The sequence below is a fragment of the Pseudomonas laurentiana genome (assembly GCF_014648275.1).
In the GTDB taxonomy this organism is placed as follows: Bacteria; Pseudomonadota; Gammaproteobacteria; order Pseudomonadales; family Pseudomonadaceae; genus Aquipseudomonas; species Aquipseudomonas laurentiana.
Genome location: NZ_BMQU01000009.1, coordinates 15,780 through 33,909 on the forward strand (window position 1 = coordinate 15,780; position 18,130 = coordinate 33,909).

Below are 18,130 nucleotides of genomic sequence, written 5' to 3' on the forward strand. Positions count from 1 at the left end.
CGCTCTAGCCAGCATATTGGATGGGAAGCGGACGATGGGGCATTGGCTGGTAATCGACCTGGAGGCCACCACTGATGACGGTGGCTGGCCAGTCGCAGAAATGGAAATCATTGAAATCGGTGCCAGCCTGGTCAACCGCGATGGCCGGGAGGTTGACCACTTCCAGCGGTTTATACGACCACGGCGGCGACCACAGCTGACTGCATTTTGCCGCGAGCTGACCCATATCAGCCAGAGCAATGTCGATACTGCAGCATCGTTTATCGAGGTCTGGGCACAGTTCGAACGCTGGCTCAGTCACCATCAACCCCACCTGCAGGGCTGGGTGAGCTGGGGTGACTACGATCGTAAACAGTTGCTCCAGGAATGGCAGCAGCATGAGATCGACAGCCTGTTGGCCAACGTCCCCCACATCAACCTCAAGCAGCGCTTCGCCAAGGCCCGACACCTGCAACGCCCTCTCGGCCTGAATGGTGCGTTGCAACTGGCCGGCCTGCAGTTCTGCGGGCAGCAGCATCGGGCCCTGGAAGACGCCCGCAACACGGCTCGCCTGCTGCCGTTGACCCTCCCTGCCAGCGGCATTTGAAAGCGGATGACGACAACCGGGCGCTTGGGCATACTGGCCAGCCTTTTTCCCCCCTTTTCAGGAGTCGCCCATGTTTAAAGTCAACGAGTACTTTGATGGCACTGTCAAGTCCATCGCATTCGGTACTGCCGAAGGTCCGGCCACGGTCGGCGTGATGGCTCCGGGCGAATACGAGTTCGGTACCAGCCAGCGTGAAATCATGCATGTGGTCTCCGGTGCCCTGACCGTCAAGCTGCCAGACAGCGAGAACTGGGAAACCTTCAGCGCTGGCAGCCAGTTCAATGTACCGGCCAACAGCAAGTTCCAGCTGAAAGTTGCCGTCGACACCGCCTACCTCTGCGAATACCGCGGTTAAGCAAGGCCTGCCGGGGTTGCCCTGACCCCGGCACTCACGTCTTCAATGAAGTGCACAATCCGGTTTGCCGCCGTCTGCAGATGATCGGCATGGCTGAACCCTGATGCCTTGAGCGGCTTCAGATCATGGTCGGCAGCATCCAGCCAGCACAGCTCGATGGCTGACGACAAGGCGTACCCCTCCACCGTCTGGCGATTGCCCAACGCGTCGCGTTCCCCCTGAATGATCATGGTTGGCGTCTTCAGCGCTGCCAGATGCGCCACCCGCGGCTTTTCCGGCTTGCCCGTTGCATAGAACGGATAGCCCAGGCAGACCAGTGCATCCGCGCCCAGTTCATCGGCCAACAGGCTGGCCATGCGCCCGCCCATGGACTTGCCGCCAATGGCCAACACCCCAGCGACCGATGGTCGCACTTGACAGTACACCTCGCGCCAGCATTCAAGCAGTACCGCCTGTGGATTGGGTGGCCTTTTACTGCCATCCAGGCGCCGCTGAGCCATGTAGGGAAACTCGAAACGCAGCACGCCCAACCCTTGCGCTGCAAGCCTTTGCGCCATGTCCTCCATGAAATCGCTGTCCATGGGTGCACCTGCACCGTGGGCCAGAATCAACACGTCGCGACAGGGTTTATCCCCCTGATTTTGCGGGGCATTCCAGCGCCAGCCACGCGCTTCCAGCCGTTGCGCCCATTGATCCCCGTCAATACCGGCCATTTGCCCATTACTCATGCTTGCCTCGCTAATCAGTCTGCCTATAACCGTGGATGGGAACCCATACATGAACACAACCAGCAGTACCGCCTACAACTACAAGGTGGTCCGCCAATTCGCCATTATGACGGTGGTGTGGGGGATAGTCGGGATGGGACTCGGCGTTTTTCTTGCCGCGCAACTCGTCTGGCCTTCGCTCAATTTCGACCTCCCCTGGACCAGCTTCGGGCGCCTGCGCCCGCTGCACACCAACGCGGTGATCTTCGCCTTCGGTGGTTGTGCACTGTTCGCCAGCTCCTACTACTCGGTGCAACGCACCTGCCAGACCACGCTGTTTTCGCCACGTCTGGCGGCATTCACCTTCTGGGCCTGGCAACTGGTCATCGTCCTGGCTGCCGTATCCCTGCCGCTGGGCTTTACCAGCTCCAAGGAATACGCTGAGCTGGAATGGCCAATCGACCTGCTGATCACCGTCGTCTGGGTCGCCTACGCCGTGGTGTTCTTCGGCACGCTGATGAAGCGCACCACCAAGCACATCTATGTGGGCAACTGGTTCTTCGGTGCGTTCATCATTACCGTGGCCATCCTGCACATCGTCAACAACATGGAAATACCGGTCAGCCTGACCAAGTCCTACTCACTGTACGGCGGCGCAACCGACGCCATGGTCCAGTGGTGGTACGGCCACAACGCCGTAGGCTTCTTCCTGACCGCGGGCTTCCTCGGCATGATGTACTACTTCGTGCCCAAGCAAGCCGAACGTCCGGTGTACTCCTATCGCCTGTCGATCGTGCACTTCTGGGCATTGATCACCCTGTACATCTGGGCCGGCCCGCACCACCTGCACTATACCGCCCTGCCCGACTGGGCTCAGTCGCTGGGCATGGTGATGTCGCTGATCCTGCTGGCCCCAAGCTGGGGTGGCATGATCAACGGCATGATGACCCTCTCGGGCGCCTGGCATAAATTGCGCAGCGACCCGATCCTGCGTTTCCTGGTGGTATCGCTGGCGTTCTACGGCATGTCGACCTTCGAAGGCCCGATGATGGCCATCAAGACCGTCAACGCCCTGTCGCACTACACCGACTGGACCATCGGCCACGTACACGCCGGTGCGCTGGGTTGGGTCGCGATGATCTCCATCGGCGCGCTGTACCACATGATCCCGAAAGTCTTCGGTCGCGAGCAGATGCACAGCATCGGCCTGATCAACGCCCACTTCTGGCTGGCTACCATCGGCACCGTGCTCTACATCGCCTCGATGTGGGTCAACGGTATCGCCCAAGGCCTGATGTGGCGCGCAGTCAACGCCGACGGCACCCTGACCTACTCCTTCGTCGAGACCCTGGTGGCCAGCCACCCAGGCTTCATCGTGCGCTTCGTCGGCGGTGCCATCTTCCTGACCGGCATGCTGCTGATGGCGTGGAACACCTGGCGCACCGTGACTGCCGCCGCTCCGGCCAAGACCGAAGCCGACGCCGCCACCCAGCTGGCCTGAGGAAAGCGAAATGAAACACGAAACTATTGAGAAAAACGTCTTCCTGCTGGTGCTGTTGATGGTGGTCGCCGTGAGCATCGGTGGCCTGACCCAGATCGTCCCGCTGTTCTTCCAGGACGTCACCAACAAGCCGGTCGAGGGCATGAAGCCTTACACCGCGCTGCAACTGGAAGGCCGCGACATCTACATCCGCGAAGGCTGCGTCGGTTGCCACTCGCAGATGATCCGCCCGTTCCGTGCTGAAACCGAGCGCTACGGCCACTACTCGGTTGCCGGTGAGAGCGTCTGGGATCACCCGTTCCTGTGGGGCTCCAAACGTACCGGCCCGGACCTGGCCCGTGTCGGCGCTCGTTACTCCGATGACTGGCACCGTGCGCACCTGTACAACCCGCGCAACGTCGTGCCTGAGTCGAAAATGCCTGCCTACCCATGGCTGGTGGCCAACCAGGTCGACAGCACGCACACCGAGGCCAAACTGCGCACCATGCGCACCCTTGGCGTGCCGTACAGCGACGCCGACATCGCCGGTGCAGCCGAATCGCTCAAGGGCAAGACCGAGATGGATGCCCTGGTCGCCTACCTGCAGGTGCTTGGCACCGCGATCAAGAACAAGAGGTAAGCCCCATGGACTTCACACTGGATATCGGCCAGCTACGTGGCCTGGGCACACTGCTGGTGATGATCGCGTTCATCGGCCTGGCCTTCTGGGTGTTCAACGCCCGCCGCGACCGTGATTTCGCCGAAGCACGCCTGCTGCCATTCGCCGATGACCGCCTGCCCCCTACTGCCAATGAATCCGCCTTGAGGAGTACCCGGCAATGACCACCTTCTGGAGTACGTATGTCTGCGTACTGACAATCGGTAGCCTGGTTGGCCTGACCTGGCTGCTGCTGGCCACTCGCAAGGGTGAAACCAAAGGTTCCACCGACCAGACCATGGGCCACAGCTTCGACGGCATCGAGGAGTACGACAATCCGCTGCCCAAGTGGTGGTTCTGGCTGTTCGTCGGCACCCTGGTGTTCTCGGTCGGCTACCTGATCCTCTACCCGGGCCTGGGCAATTGGAAAGGTGTACTGCCTGGCTATAAAGACGGCTGGACGGGCGTCAACGAGTGGCAGAAAGAGATGGACAAGGCAGACGCCAAGTTCGGACCGATCTTCGCCAAATTCGCCGCCATGCCGGTCGAGGAAGTGGCCAAGGACCCTCAAGCACTGAAAATGGGTGGCCGTCTGTTCGCCTCCAACTGCTCGGTGTGCCACGGTTCCGATGCCAAGGGCGCCTATGGTTTCCCCAACCTGACCGACAACGACTGGCGTTGGGGCGGCGAGCCGGAAACCATCAAGACCACCATCATGGCCGGTCGTCATGGCGTGATGCCTGCCTGGGCTGAAGTGATTGGCGAACAAGGCGTGGCCGACGTGGCCGCCTTTGTCCTGACCAACCTCGATGGCCGCACCCTGCCAGAAGGCACAAAAGCCGATCCGGCCAATGGCCAGAAACTCTTCGCGACCAACTGCGTGGCCTGCCACGGGCCTGAAGGTAAAGGTACCCCAGCCATGGGCGCCCCGAACCTGACTCACCCACAGGCGTTCATCTACGGTTCGAGCTTTGCTCAACTGCAGCAGACCATTCGTTATGGTCGCCAAGGCCAGATGCCTGCCCAACAGGAAATGCAGGGCAACGACAAGGTTCACCTGCTGGCTGCCTATGTGTACAGCCTGTCTCAGGGTGGTGAACAGGTTTCTGCCAAGTGAAATGAATGTGTAACTGATGCTTGACTAAAAACGCCGCACCTTCAGGGGTGCGGCGGCTCCACCCTCCTCCCTCCCCCGCCTTGCGACCAAGTGTCGCAGCCAGGCACACCCCCGCCTTGCACCCCGACTAATCGGAACTAAGCTTGTTGCCACAGTGGCTGGAATGAGCGGTCCGGCTGCACTTTTCTGGGGCACTCACCGTCAACGATCCGGCGCAAAGGCTGATAGGGCGGCTCATGTCAGCTATCCTCGGCCCGATGCCCGTTTCGACGAACGGCAAGTGAGCGCAATTGACCGGCGATAAAAACCGAAAAATCGTACACATAAACAAGAACTAACTGTGTACAATTTGCGCGCCAGAAAGGCCTGAAAAGGCCGCAGCACCCGCTCTGGCAAGGATCGGCGCGGATGCCATCGCGTTGCAATAACCACACGGTTTATACATACTTGCGCCGATTTTTACCCTACAAAAACACCCAAACCGTGGAACCTTAGAATGAGCACAGCAATCAGTCCGACTGCTTATAACTATAAGGTAGTCCGCCAGTTCGCCATCATGACGGTGGTCTGGGGGATCCTTGGCATGGGGCTTGGTGTCTTCATTGCCTCGCAATTGGTATGGCCCCAGCTGAACCTGGACCTGCCCTGGACGACCTTTGGACGCCTTCGCCCGCTGCACACCAACCTGGTGATTTTCGCCTTCGGTGGTTGTGCACTGTTTGCCACCTCCTATTACGTCGTGCAGCGTACCTGCCAGACGCGACTGATCTCCGACAGCCTCGCGGCCTTCACCTTCTGGGGTTGGCAAGCCGTGATCGTCGGTGCACTCATCACCTTGCCGATGGGCTACACCACGACCAAGGAATACGCAGAGCTGGAGTGGCCAATCGCCATTCTGCTGGCCATTGTCTGGGTGACCTACGGCATTGTGTTCTTTGGCACCATCGTCAAGCGCAAGACCAAGCACATCTATGTCGGTAACTGGTTCTACGGTGCCTTCATCGTGGTTACCGCGATGCTGCACATCGTCAACCACATGTCGTTGCCGGTCAGCCTGTTCAAGTCCTACTCGGCTTATTCCGGCGCCACCGATGCGATGATCCAGTGGTGGTACGGCCACAACGCCGTAGGCTTCTTCCTGACCACCGGCTTCCTGGGCATGATGTACTACTTCGTACCCAAGCAGGCCGAGCGTCCGATCTACTCCTATCGCCTGTCGATCGTGCACTTCTGGGCGCTGATCACCCTGTACATCTGGGCCGGTCCGCACCACCTGCACTACACCGCACTGCCAGACTGGGCCCAGTCGCTGGGCATGGCCATGTCGATCATCCTGCTGGCACCAAGCTGGGGCGGCATGATCAACGGCATGATGACCCTCTCGGGCGCCTGGCATAAACTGCGCACCGACCCGATCCTGCGCTTCCTGGTGGTATCGCTGGCGTTCTACGGCATGTCGACCTTCGAAGGCCCGATGATGGCCATCAAGACCGTCAACTCGCTGTCGCACTACACCGACTGGACCATCGGCCACGTACACGCCGGTGCCCTGGGCTGGGTAGCGATGATCTCCATCGGCGCCCTGTACCACCTGATTCCGAAGGTCTACGGTCGTCAGCAGATGCACAGCATCGGCCTGATCAACGCCCACTTCTGGCTGGCTACCATCGGTACCGTGCTGTACATCGCTTCGATGTGGGTCAACGGCATCACCCAAGGTCTGATGTGGCGTGCAATCAACGACGACGGCACCCTCACCTACTCCTTCGTCGAAGCGCTGCAAGCTAGCCACCCTGGCTTTATCGTTCGTGCCCTGGGCGGTGCGTTCTTCGCCTCCGGCATGCTGCTGATGGCGTACAACGTCTACCGTACCGTGCGCGCCTCGAAGCCGGCAGAAGCTGAAGCCGCCGCTCAGATCGTAGTTGGAGCTCACTGATGAAGCACGAAGTAGTCGAGAAGAATATCGGCCTGCTGGCCTTCTTCATGGTCATCGCCGTCAGTATCGGCGGCCTGACCCAGATCGTCCCGCTGTTCTTCCAGGACGTCACCAACAAGCCGGTCGAAGGCATGAAGCCACGCACCGCGCTTGAACTGGAAGGCCGTGACGTGTACATCGCCAACGGCTGTGTCGGCTGCCACTCGCAGATGATCCGCCCGTTCCGTGCTGAAACCGAGCGCTACGGCCACTACTCGGTTGCCGGTGAGAGCGTCTGGGATCACCCGTTCCTGTGGGGCTCCAAACGTACCGGCCCGGACCTGGCCCGTGTCGGCGCTCGTTACTCCGATGACTGGCACCGTGCGCACCTGTACAACCCGCGCAACGTCGTGCCTGAGTCGAAGATGCCTTCCTACCCATGGCTGGTAGAGAACAAGCTCGACGGCAAGGAAACCGCCAAGAAGATGGAAGTCCTGCGCACCCTGGGCGTGCCGTACACCGACGAAGATATCGCCGGTGCCCGCGACGCGGTCAAGGGCAAGACTGAAATGGACGCCCTGGTTGCCTACCTGCAAGGGCTGGGTACCATCATCAAAAGCAAACGGTGACCTTGATGGATATCGGGATGATTCGTGGCCTGGGCACCGTCGTGGTGATGGTGGCCTTCATCGGCCTGGCCTTGTGGGTATTCAGTTCTCGGCGCAAGTCCGAGTTCGACGAAGCGACCTTGCTGCCTTTCGCGGATGATCCCGAGGCCATCAAGCACGTCGAGCAAGCGCAAGCGAGAGCTTCTAGGAGTAACAACGAATGACTACCTTCTGGAGTCTGTACGTCACCGTTTTGAGTCTGGGCACCATCTTCGCCCTGACCTGGCTGCTGCTGTCCACCCGCAAGGGCCAGCGCAGCGAAGCCACCGATGAAACCGTGGGCCACTCCTTCGATGGTATCGAGGAGTACGACAACCCACTGCCGAAATGGTGGTTCATGCTGTTCGTCGGCACCATCATCTTCGCCTTGGGCTACCTGGTGCTGTACCCGGGCCTGGGTAACTGGAAAGGCATGTTGCCAGGTTATCAGTACCTGGATAACGACAAGAAAACCGAGTTCGCCAACGGCCAGCCTGGCTGGACCGGCGTTCACGAGTGGGAAAAGGAAATGGCGCGTTCGGATGCCAAGTTCGGTCCGATTTTCGCCAAGTTTGCTGCCATGCCGATTGAAGAAGTCGCCAAAGACCCGCAAGCACTGAAGATGGGTGGCCGCCTGTTCGCCTCCAACTGCTCGGTGTGCCACGGTTCTGACGCCAAGGGCTCCTACGGCTTCCCGAACCTGACCGACAACGACTGGCGCTGGGGCGGCGAGCCGGAAACCATCAAGACCACCATCATGGCCGGTCGTCATGGCGTGATGCCTGCCTGGGCTGAAGTGATTGGCGAACAAGGCGTGGCCGACGTGGCCGCCTTTGTCCTGACCAACCTCGATGGCCGCACCCTGCCAGAAGGCACAAAAGCCGATCCGGCCAATGGCCAGAAACTCTTCGCGACCAACTGCGTGGCCTGCCACGGACCTGAAGGCAAAGGTACCCCAGCCATGGGCGCCCCGAACCTGACTCACCCACAGGCGTTCATCTACGGCTCGAGCTTCGCTCAGCTGCAGCAGACCATTCGTTATGGTCGTCAGGGCCAGATGCCTGCCCAGCAGGAAATGCAGGGTAACGACAAGGTTCACCTGCTGGCGGCCTACGTCTACAGCCTGTCACATCAAGGCGACAAAGCGACCGAAGCGAAGTAATTCGATCGACTGGAAAAAGCCCCGCCAGCCTGCGCTGCCGGGGCTTTTTTACACCCGCATGGCCCTGACGGATTCCGCGATCACTGGCTTCGTGACCTGCGTCAATTGACACACGCCATTACACTATTGCCAGGCATTACCCAACGCGGCCAAAAGTCGCACCCCTCCCCCGTACTGCCAGTACAGGCGTATCATGCGCCCTAGAGCATCAAGCTTTCGACTGCGGCCTGCATGTATGGGTCGCGGCACCTTTCCACTGCCGTGGGACTCAATGATGAGCAACCAGATTCCGGTACACGACGTCACACCGCCTGCCAAGAAAGCCGACAACAGCGTCGACCTCTATGCCTCTCGGGACAAAATCTATACCCGCGCCTTCACCGGCCTGTTCCGCAACCTGCGGATGGTGGGTGGCGCCGTACTGTTCGTGCTCTATTTCGGCACTGTCTGGCTGAACTGGGGCAGTCACCAGGCTGTCTGGTGGAACCTGCCGGAGCGCAAGTTCTACATCTTTGGCGCCACCATCTGGCCGCAGGATTTCATCCTGCTCTCGGGCCTGCTGATCGTTGCCGCCTTCGGCCTGTTCTTCATCACGGTGTTCGCCGGGCGGGTCTGGTGTGGCTATACCTGTCCACAGAGCGTCTGGACCTGGGTCTTCATGTGGTGTGAAAAGGTCACCGAAGGCGACCGCAACCAGCGCATGAAGCTCGACAAGGCACCGATGAGCGGCAACAAGTTCCTGCGCAAACTGGCCAAACACAGCCTGTGGTTGCTGATCGGCTTTGTGACCGGGATGACCTTCGTCGGCTACTTCTCGCCGATCCGCGACCTGGTGGTGGAGTTCTTCACCGGCCAGGCCGATGGCTGGGCCTACTTCTGGGTGGGCTTCTTCACCCTGGCCACCTACGGCAACGCCGGCTGGCTGCGTGAGCAGGTGTGCATCTACATGTGCCCCTACGCGCGCTTCCAGAGTGTCATGTTCGACAAGGACACCCTGATCGTCTCCTACGACCCGCGCCGTGGCGAAGCCCGTGGCCCGCGCAAAAAAGACATCGACTACAAGGCCAAGGGCCTGGGTGACTGCATCGACTGCACCATGTGCGTCCAGGTGTGCCCGACCGGCATCGATATCCGTGATGGCCTGCAGATCGAGTGCATCGGCTGTGCCGCCTGTATCGATGCCTGCGACACCATCATGGACAAGATGAACTACCCACGCGGGCTGATCAGCTACACCACCGAGCACAACCTGTCGGGGCAGAAAACCCACATGGTGCGCCCACGCCTGATCGGCTACGCCATCGTGCTGCTGACCATGATCGGCCTGCTCACCAGCGCCTTCGTCATGCGGTCGCTGGTCGGCTTCGACGTCAGTAAAGACCGCGTCCTGTACCGTGAAAACGCCCAGGGCCGGATCGAGAACGTCTACAGCCTGAAAGTCATGAACAAGGACCAGCGCGATCACGTGTATGTGCTCGATGCCGCCGGCCTGCCAGGCCTCAAGCTTGAAGCCGTGCGGGAAGTCAGCGTCGCTGCCGGCGATATCGTCAGCCTGCCCGTGCAATTGTCGATGGCCCCGGAACAACTGCCGTCGACCACCAACGAAGTCACCTTCATCCTGCGCGACGCCGATGACAGCAGCGTTCAGGTTGAAGCCAAGAGCCGATTCATCGGCCCGCAAATTCGATAAGAGAGTCTGCCAATGCGTTCAGCAACTGCCGCAAGCCCCTGGTACAAGCACCTCTGGCCCTGGATCATCATTGGCATTCTGGCCACCTCGGTGACCCTCAGCCTGACCATGGTCGGCATCGCGGTAAACAACCCGGACAACCTGGTCAACGACAACTACTACGAGGCCGGCAAGGGCATCAACCGCTCACTCGACCGCGAGTTGCTGGCGCAGACGCTCAAACTCAAGGCCACCGTGCACCTGGACGAGCTCACCGGTGAAGTGGACCTGCGCCTGAAAGGCGACAGCCAGCCACAACGCCTGGAACTGAACCTGATCTCGCCAACCCAGCCCGAGAAAGACCGCAAGATCGAGCTGGTGCGCAGTGCCAGTGAAGCCGGCCGCTACCTTGGCCAGCTCAATGACAAGGTAGAAGGTCGGCGTTTCGTGGAGTTGCTGGGCAGCCAGGACGAGCATGTCTGGCGCCTGTTCGAGGAAGAACAGGTGGGCCACGACAAGACCCTGGTACTGGGCGATGAAGCCCTTCAGGGTGCTGAACACCTGGAACAATGAGTTTCGCCATCATCGCTGGTACGGTCGCCCTCTGCGGGGGCCGGCCGTGCCCGTCCTGAACTGCCTGCGATAGACACCATGACCAGCCCCACCCCCTGCTACCACTGCGCCCTGCCCGTCCCTGGCGGCAGCCAATTCACCGCCGTGGTACTGGGTGAAACCCGCCAGTTCTGCTGCCCGGGCTGTCAGGCGGTGGCCGAAGCCATCGTCGCCGGCAACCTGGAAAGCTACTACCAGCACCGCAGCGAAGCCAGCGCCAACCCTGATGCACTGCCCCTGCAACTGGTCGATGAACTGGCCCTGTACGACCGTCCCGACGTGCAGAAGCCCTTCGTGCGCCACACCGGCGAACAGGCAGAGACCACTCTGCTGATCGAAGGCATCAGTTGCGCCGCCTGTGGCTGGCTGATCGAAAAGCACCTGCGCAACCTGCCCGGTGTGGCCGAGGCACGGCTGAACCTGTCGAACCACCGCCTGCAGGTGCACTGGAGCGACCGCCAACTCCCGCTGTCAAAACTGCTCGCCGAGCTGCGCCAGATCGGCTACGCCGCACACCCGTACCAGGCCGACCGCGCCGCCGAACAACTGGCCAACGAGAACCGTACAGCCCTGCGCCAACTGGGTGTCGCCGGATTACTGTGGTTCCAGGCGATGATGGCGACCATGGCCACCTGGCCGGAGTTCAATATCGACCTCAGCCCGGAACTGCACACCATCCTGCGCTGGGTGGCGATGTTCCTGACGACCCCGATCGTCTTCTACAGCTGCGCGCCGTTCTTCCGCGGCGCCGCCCGTGACCTGCGCACCAGACACCTGACCATGGATGTCTCGGTGTCACTGGCTATTGGCCTGGCCTACGGTGCCGGCATCTGGACGGCCATCACCGGCAGTGGCGAGCTGTACTTCGACGCAGTCGGCATGTTCGCCCTGTTCCTGCTGGCTGGTCGCTACCTGGAGCGCCGGGCACGCGAACGAACTGCCGCCGCCACGGCACAACTGGTCAACCTGCTGCCGGCTTCCTGCCTGCGCCTGGATGCTCAAGGCAACAGTGAACGTATTCTGCTCAGCGAACTGCAATTGGGTGACCGCGTCCTGGTCCACCCCGGCGCCGTGCTTCCGGCCGACGGGCGCATCCTGGATGGCCAGTCCAGCGTTGATGAGTCGCTGCTGACCGGCGAGTACCTTCCACAACCGCGCCAACCCGGCGATACCGTGACTGCCGGCACCCTGAACGTGGAAAGCGTGCTCACCGTCGAGGTGCAGGCGCTGGGCCACGACACCCGGCTGTCAGCCATTGTCCGCCTGCTGGAACGGGCGCAGTCGGAAAAGCCCCGGCTGGCGGTGATCGCCGACCGCGCCTCACAGTGGTTCCTGCTGTTCACACTGCTCGCTTCGGTTGCCATCGGCCTGCTCTGGTGGCAACTGGATGCCGAGCGGGCCTTCTGGATCGTCCTGGCCATGCTGGTCGCCACCTGCCCCTGCGCCTTGTCGCTGGCCACCCCCACTGCACTCACTGCGGCCACCGGCACCCTGCATAAACTTGGCCTGCTGCTCACCCGCGGTCATGTGCTGGAAGGCCTGAACCAGATCGACACGGTGATCTTCGACAAGACCGGCACCCTCACCGAAGGCCGCCTGACCCTGCGCACCATTCGCCCACTCGGCAACGCCGATGCCGATCACTGCCTGAAGCTCGCCGCCGCCCTTGAAAACCGCTCCGAGCACCCGATCGCCCGCGCCTTTGGTCGCGTCCAACAGGTCGCTGACGAGGTTCAGGCCTCACCCGGCCTCGGCCTTGAGGGTCAGGTTGACGGCCAGCGGCTGCGCATCGGCCAGCCTGCCTTTGTCTGCGCCCTGAGTGACAGCGCCGCGCCATCCATGCCCGACGAAGCCGGGCAATGGCTGCTGCTCGGCGACACCCAGGGCCCGCTGGCCTGGTTTGGCCTGGACGACCGCCTGCGCCATGACGCTACCGACCTGGTAGCCGCGTGCAAGGCCCGCGGCTGGCAGACCTTGCTGCTTTCCGGGGACAGCTCACCGATGGTCGCCAGTGTCGCGGCCGAACTGAACATCGACCTGGCCATTGGCGGCCTGCGCCCGGACGACAAACTGGAAAAACTCAAGGCCCTGCAACGCGAGGGGCACAAGGTGCTGATGCTCGGCGACGGCGTCAACGACGTACCCGTGCTGGCAGCGGCCGACATCAGTATTGCCATGGGCTCTGCCACCGACCTGGCCAAGACCAGCGCCGATGCCGTATTGCTGTCCAACCGGCTGGACGCGTTGGTGCACGCCTTTGCCCTGGCCCGGCGCACCCGGCGCATTATTATCGAGAACCTGCTCTGGGCAAGCCTGTACAATGGCCTGATGCTGCCGTTCGCTGCACTGGGCTGGATCACGCCGATCTGGGCGGCGGTCGGCATGTCGATCAGTTCATTGATCGTCGTGCTCAACGCACTGCGCCTGACACGCGTCGCCGGTGAATCGGCCCAGGCCGCACCCGCCACCTCTCGCCACGCGACGGCTTGACCAGGAGATTTCCATGCCCGCGCTCTACGTCATGATTCCCGCTGCGCTGCTGATCGTTGCCATCGCCGTGTACATTTTTTTCTGGGCGGTCGACAGCGGCCAGTATGACGACCTCGAAGGCCCGGCCCACAGCATCCTGTTCGACGACCAGGACCCCAAGCACCAGGCCGCCGTAGACCCGACGCAAGCCGCTCAAGCAGCCCCCAAGCCCGACGACCACGGCGTCCCGCCCCGTGGCTGACCTGCTGCCCCTGCTGAGTTCAGCGCTGATTCTGGGGTTGCTCGGCGGCGGCCATTGCCTGGGCATGTGTGGCGGCCTGATGGGCGCCCTGACCCTGGCGATCCCGCAGGAACAACGCAGCCGCCGCCTGCGCCTGCTACTGGCCTACAACCTGGGCCGCATCCTCAGCTATGCCACCGCCGGCCTGCTGCTCGGTCTGGCAGGCTGGGCACTGGGCAACAGCCCGGTGGCCACTGGCATGCGTGTCGTGGCAGCGTTGCTGCTGATTGCCATGGGCTTGTACCTGGCCGGCTGGTGGAGCGGCCTGACACGCATCGAAGGCCTCGGGCGCGGCCTGTGGCGGCATATCCAGCCAATTGCCAACCGCCTGCTGCCGATCACCAGCGTGCCACGCGCCTTGCTGCTGGGCGCACTGTGGGGCTGGCTGCCTTGCGGGCTGGTCTACAGCACCCTGCTATGGGCTGCCAGCCAAGGCAATGCCCTCGACAGCGCCCTGCTGATGCTCGCCTTCGGCCTCGGCACCTGGCCGGTCCTGCTTGCCACCGGCCTTGCCGCCGAGCGCACCCGCGCCGTATTGCGCAAACGTGGCGTGCGTGTCGCTGGCGGCCTGCTGGTGATCCTTTTCGGCCTCTGGACCCTGCCAGGCCCGCACCAGCATTGGCTGATGGGCCACTGAAGCAGCGTTGATGCAAATCAACACCCTGTTGCGCATCGCTCCCTAGACTTCGGACATTGCCGCAATTCTAGGGACTGCCTCCATGCTCGACGTACTTCGTTGGGACTCTGACCTGATTCGCCGTTACGATCTGGCAGGCCCACGCTACACCTCTTACCCAACCGCCGTGCAACTGCACAGCCAGGTTGGCGCGTTCGACCTGTTGCACGCCCTGCGTGACAGCCGCCGCGCAGTGCGCCCGCTGTCGCTGTATGTGCATGTGCCCTTCTGCGCCAACATTTGCTACTACTGCGCCTGCAACAAGGTCATCACCAAAGACCGTGGTCGCGCCCAGCCCTACCTGCAGCGCCTGGAACAGGAAATTCAACTGATTGCCTGCCACCTCGACCCCAACCAACAGGTCGAACAACTGCACTTCGGCGGCGGCACACCGACCTTCCTCAGCCACGAAGAACTGCGCCAGCTCATGGCTCACCTGCGCCAGCACTTCAACCTGCTGGACGACGACTCTGGCGACTACGGCATCGAAATCGACCCCCGCGAGGCCGACTGGTCGACCATGGGCCTGCTCCGGGAACTGGGCTTCAACCGGGTCAGCCTTGGCGTACAAGACCTCGACCCGCAGGTACAGCGGGCCATCAACCGACTGCAGAGCCTGGAACAAACCCGGGCGATCATGGAAGCCGCACGCACCCTGCAGTTCCGTTCGGTGAACCTCGACCTGATCTATGGCCTGCCCAAGCAGACCCCGGAAGGCTTTGCCCGCACGGTCGAGGAAGTGATCAAGCTGCAACCGGACCGGCTCTCGGTGTTCAACTACGCGCACCTGCCCGAGCGCTTCATGCCGCAACGGCGCATCGACGCCAACGACCTACCCGCGCCGGCCGCCAAGCTCGAGATGCTGCACAACACCATCGAACAACTCACCGCTGCCGGCTACCGCTACATCGGCATGGACCACTTCGCCCTGCCGGACGACGAACTGGCCATCGCCCAGGAAGAGTCGACCCTGCAACGCAACTTCCAGGGCTACACCACCCACGGGCACTGCGACCTGATCGGCCTGGGTGTGTCGGCAATCAGCCAGATCGGTGACCTGTACTGCCAGAACAGCAGCGACCTGAACGAATACCAGAACAGCCTGACCCTGTCGCAACTGGCCACCAGCCGCGGGTTGATCTGCAACCAGGACGACCGCATACGCCGCGCCGTGATCCAGCAGTTGATCTGCCATTTCGAGCTGAAGTTCGAGAGCATCGAACTCGCATTTACCCTAGACTTTCGCGGCTACTTCAACGACCTGTGGCCTGCACTGGAAGGCATGGCCAAGGACGGCCTGATCAGCCTCGACGCCCAGGGCATCACGGTACTACCTGCCGGTCGGCTGCTGGTGCGCTCGGTGTGCATGGTCTTCGACGCCTATCTGGACCTGCACAACCGGCAACGTTTTTCGCGGGTCATTTGACACGGAGGGGGAACAGACATCGACCAACAGCCTGTATAGCGCGCTGGCTTCAGGGAATTTGCTGAGTTACCCTTATGGCTTATGTGTGCTTTACCACAAGGACTGATGAAATGTCTGAGCCAGTTAAACAACGCGCTCACAACCAAGCCCATTGCAAGGATTGCAGCCTGGCGCCCCTGTGTCTCCCCCTGTCACTCAATCTGGAAGACATGGACGCACTGGACGACATCGTCAAACGCGGGCGTCCGTTGAAGAAAGGCGAGTTTCTGTTCCGGCAGGGCGAAAACTTCGGCTCGGTCTATGCAGTACGTTCAGGCGCACTGAAAACCTTCAGCCTGAGCGACAGCGGCGAAGAACAGATTACCGGCTTCCACCTCCCGAGCGAGCTGGTCGGGCTTTCCGGCATGGATACCGAAGCCTACCCGGTATCGGCCCAGGCCCAGGAAACCACCTCGGTCTGCGAAATCCCTTTCGAGCGCCTGGATGAACTCTCGGTACAACTGCCGCAGTTGCGTCGGCAATTGATGCGCGTCATGAGCCGGGAAATCCGTGACGACCAGCAAATGATGCTGCTGTTGTCGAAGAAAACCGCCGACGAGCGTATTGCCACCTTCCTGGTCAACCTGTCAGCGCGTTTCCGTGCGCGTGGCTACTCGGCCAACCAGTTCCGCCTGAGCATGTCGCGCAACGAAATCGGCAACTACCTGGGCCTGGCCGTGGAAACCGTGTCACGGGTGTTTACCCGCTTCCAGCAAAACGGCCTGATCGAGGCTGAAGGCAAGGAAGTGCGCATCATTGACCCGATCCAGCTGTGCGCCCTCGCGGGCGGAGCCCTCGAAGGCTAAACCCTGCGGATTAGCGGGTATACTGACGAGCATTCGTTCCTCAGGATACCCGCACCATGCCCAGCGACACTTTCAACCTCAAGGCCTTGATCCGCCCGGTAATGGACTTTCCCAAGCCCGGCGTCGTCTTTCGTGACATTACCCCGCTGTTCCAGTCGCCACGGGGCTTGCGCCATGTCACCGACAGTTTTATCGAACGCTACGTCGAAGCTGAATTCAGCCATATCGGCGCCATGGATGCACGTGGCTTTCTGATCGGCGCGATCATCGCCCACGAACTGAACAAGCCGCTGATCCTGTTCCGCAAACAAGGCAAACTGCCTGCCGACGTACTGACCGAAGGCTACCAGACTGAATACGGCGAAGCCTTCCTGGAAGTACATGCCGACAGCCTGTGCGAAGGTGATTCGGTACTGATCTTCGATGACCTGATCGCCACGGGCGGTACGCTGCTGGCTGCGGCCAACCTGATACGCCGCACCGGTGCCCAGGTGTTCGAAGCGGCGGCAATCATTGACCTGCCCGAACTGGGAGGCTCACAGCGCCTGCAGGCTGCCGGCATCCCGACGTTCTGCCTGACCACCTTCTCCCTGAGCGAACAATAGTACCGGCCCCATCGCAGGCAAGCCTGCTCCCACAGGGGCCCGCGCTGGCTCAGGGCTGCCCCCAGGAAGTTGGACACAAATCCAACCCTTTGGGCAGTCCAGAGGGGTGGGAGCAGGCTTGCCTGCGATGCTCTTCGTCATACGACTAAAGCGAGATAGGTTTACGCCCCGCGAACGAATGCGCCAAGGTACCGCCGTCGACCAGTTCCAACTCGCCACCCAGCGGCACACCATGGGCGATGCGTGACGCAACCACACCCTTATCGGCCAGCAATTGGGCAATGTAATGGGCCGTCGCCTCCCCTTCCACCGTCGGGTTGGTGGCCAGGATCACTTCACGCACGCTGTTCTGCTCGGCAATACGCGCCATCAACTGCGGGATACCAATGGCGTCAGGCCCAAGGCCATCAAGTGGCGACAGGTGCCCCTTGAGCACGAAATAGCGACCACGGTAACCGGTCTGCTCCACGGCATACACATCCATCGGCCCTTCGACCACGCACAACAGGCTGTCGTCGCGGCGCGGGTCTGCACACTGTGGGCACAGGTCTTGTTCGGTCAAGGTACGGCATTGGCGACAGTGCCCAACCCCATCCATGGCCTGGCTCAGCGCCTGGGCCAAGCGGGCGCCGCCACTGCGGTCACGCTCCAGCAGGTGCAGCGCCATGCGCTGCGCCGTTTTCTGGCCGACACCTGGCAACGTACGCAAGGCATCGATCAACTGTCGGATGAGTGGGCTGAAGCTCATGGGAAAAAGGCCTGACTGCGACTAAACGCGGTTTATACCCGGCTGTGGGGGTGGCGTCAAATTCGACACCCTCACCCCCAACCCGCCAAGGCAATACTGAATCGCCTCCGGTTTCGTCGATACCTCTTCACCTTAAATGAGACCTACCCAAA

General features: G+C 61.5%; 20 protein-coding genes. 18 read left to right on the forward strand and 2 right to left on the reverse strand.

Translation table 11 applies throughout. The features are described from left to right. Positions 1-34 precede the first annotated feature (34 nt). Together IE038_RS11020 and ppnP are read left to right on the forward strand one after the other, a co-directional pair. Positions 35-586 (forward strand): 3'-5' exonuclease, encoded by a 552-nt coding sequence (locus IE038_RS11020; RefSeq protein ID WP_163939521.1) that lies wholly within the window; start codon positions 35-37, stop codon positions 584-586. A 70-nt stretch (positions 587-656) separates the two neighbouring features. After that, positions 657-941: a pyrimidine/purine nucleoside phosphorylase gene (ppnP, locus tag IE038_RS11025; RefSeq protein ID WP_163939523.1), complete on the forward strand. Its 285-nt coding sequence runs from the start codon at positions 657-659 to the stop codon at positions 939-941. Here ppnP and IE038_RS11030 read toward each other — a convergent pair. Continuing rightward, the gene (locus IE038_RS11030; protein ID WP_189395617.1) at positions 938-1,669 is read right to left on the reverse strand and encodes an alpha/beta family hydrolase; all 732 of its coding nucleotides are present in this window, start codon (positions 1,667-1,669) and stop codon (positions 938-940) included. The genes ppnP and IE038_RS11030 overlap by 4 nt on opposite strands. A 49-nt stretch (positions 1,670-1,718) precedes the next feature. On the opposite strand from IE038_RS11030, the gene ccoN (IE038_RS11035) reads away from it, so the two are divergent. The 16 genes from ccoN (IE038_RS11035) (at position 1,719) to IE038_RS11110 (ending at position 17,230) form a co-directional block, all read left to right on the forward strand. Next, complete coding sequence (ccoN, locus tag IE038_RS11035) at positions 1,719-3,149, forward strand: cytochrome-c oxidase, cbb3-type subunit I (protein ID WP_189395618.1); 1,431 nt, start codon at positions 1,719-1,721, stop codon at positions 3,147-3,149. Between the two features lie 10 nt (positions 3,150-3,159). Beyond that, entirely contained in the window at positions 3,160-3,768 is a 609-nt protein-coding gene (gene ccoO, locus IE038_RS11040) for a cytochrome-c oxidase, cbb3-type subunit II (RefSeq protein WP_163939857.1), read from the forward strand. 5 nt (positions 3,769-3,773) lie between these two features. Next, on the forward strand, positions 3,774-3,971 hold the full coding sequence (locus IE038_RS11045; protein WP_065761968.1) for a cbb3-type cytochrome oxidase subunit 3: 198 nt from the start codon (positions 3,774-3,776) through the stop codon (positions 3,969-3,971). Beyond that, positions 3,968-4,903: a cytochrome-c oxidase, cbb3-type subunit III gene (gene ccoP / locus IE038_RS11050; RefSeq protein ID WP_189395619.1), complete on the forward strand. Its 936-nt coding sequence runs from the start codon at positions 3,968-3,970 to the stop codon at positions 4,901-4,903. The genes IE038_RS11045 and ccoP (IE038_RS11050) overlap by 4 nt, the downstream gene beginning before the upstream one ends. 496 nt (positions 4,904-5,399) lie before the next feature. Further along, positions 5,400-6,839, forward strand: a complete 1,440-nt coding sequence (gene ccoN / locus IE038_RS11055) for a cytochrome-c oxidase, cbb3-type subunit I (protein ID WP_189395620.1) — start codon at positions 5,400-5,402, stop codon at positions 6,837-6,839. After that, positions 6,839-7,447, forward strand: a complete 609-nt coding sequence (gene ccoO / locus IE038_RS11060) for a cytochrome-c oxidase, cbb3-type subunit II (RefSeq protein ID WP_189395621.1) — start codon at positions 6,839-6,841, stop codon at positions 7,445-7,447. The genes ccoN (IE038_RS11055) and ccoO (IE038_RS11060) overlap by 1 nt, the downstream gene beginning before the upstream one ends. Before the next feature lie 5 nt (positions 7,448-7,452). After that, a complete protein-coding gene (locus tag IE038_RS11065; protein WP_065761563.1) occupies positions 7,453-7,650 on the forward strand; it encodes a CcoQ/FixQ family Cbb3-type cytochrome c oxidase assembly chaperone in 198 nt (65 codons plus the stop codon). Continuing rightward, positions 7,647-8,627 (forward strand): cytochrome-c oxidase, cbb3-type subunit III, encoded by a 981-nt coding sequence (ccoP, locus tag IE038_RS11070; protein ID WP_189395622.1) that lies wholly within the window; start codon positions 7,647-7,649, stop codon positions 8,625-8,627. The genes IE038_RS11065 and ccoP (IE038_RS11070) overlap by 4 nt, the downstream gene beginning before the upstream one ends. 274 nt (positions 8,628-8,901) lie before the next feature. Next, entirely contained in the window at positions 8,902-10,317 is a 1,416-nt protein-coding gene (gene ccoG, locus IE038_RS11075) for a cytochrome c oxidase accessory protein CcoG (RefSeq protein ID WP_189395623.1), read from the forward strand. Between the two features lie 12 nt (positions 10,318-10,329). Continuing rightward, a complete protein-coding gene (locus tag IE038_RS11080) occupies positions 10,330-10,869 on the forward strand; it encodes a FixH family protein (RefSeq protein WP_189395624.1) in 540 nt (179 codons plus the stop codon). A 78-nt stretch (positions 10,870-10,947) separates the two neighbouring features. Further along, positions 10,948-13,398 (forward strand): heavy metal translocating P-type ATPase, encoded by a 2,451-nt coding sequence (locus IE038_RS11085; protein ID WP_189395625.1) that lies wholly within the window; start codon positions 10,948-10,950, stop codon positions 13,396-13,398. A gap of 13 nt (positions 13,399-13,411) precedes the next feature. Beyond that, a complete protein-coding gene (gene ccoS, locus IE038_RS11090; protein ID WP_163938022.1) occupies positions 13,412-13,639 on the forward strand; it encodes a cbb3-type cytochrome oxidase assembly protein CcoS in 228 nt (75 codons plus the stop codon). Then, on the forward strand, positions 13,632-14,315 hold the full coding sequence (locus IE038_RS11095; protein ID WP_163938026.1) for a sulfite exporter TauE/SafE family protein: 684 nt from the start codon (positions 13,632-13,634) through the stop codon (positions 14,313-14,315). The genes ccoS and IE038_RS11095 overlap by 8 nt, the downstream gene beginning before the upstream one ends. Before the next feature lie 82 nt (positions 14,316-14,397). Next, the gene (gene hemN, locus IE038_RS11100; protein ID WP_189395626.1) at positions 14,398-15,780 is read left to right on the forward strand and encodes an oxygen-independent coproporphyrinogen III oxidase; all 1,383 of its coding nucleotides are present in this window, start codon (positions 14,398-14,400) and stop codon (positions 15,778-15,780) included. Positions 15,781-15,890: 110 nt separating this feature from the next. Continuing rightward, a complete protein-coding gene (gene fnrA / locus IE038_RS11105; RefSeq protein WP_163938029.1) occupies positions 15,891-16,625 on the forward strand; it encodes a Crp/Fnr family transcriptional regulator FnrA in 735 nt (244 codons plus the stop codon). 56 nt (positions 16,626-16,681) lie between these two features. After that, entirely contained in the window at positions 16,682-17,230 is a 549-nt protein-coding gene (locus IE038_RS11110) for an adenine phosphoribosyltransferase (protein WP_189395627.1), read from the forward strand. A gap of 145 nt (positions 17,231-17,375) precedes the next feature. Here the strand turns inward: IE038_RS11110 and recR are convergent, their stop codons facing one another. Further along, a complete protein-coding gene (gene recR, locus IE038_RS11115; RefSeq protein ID WP_163939909.1) occupies positions 17,376-17,978 on the reverse strand; it encodes a recombination mediator RecR in 603 nt (200 codons plus the stop codon). Between the last annotated feature and the right edge of the window lie 152 nt (positions 17,979-18,130).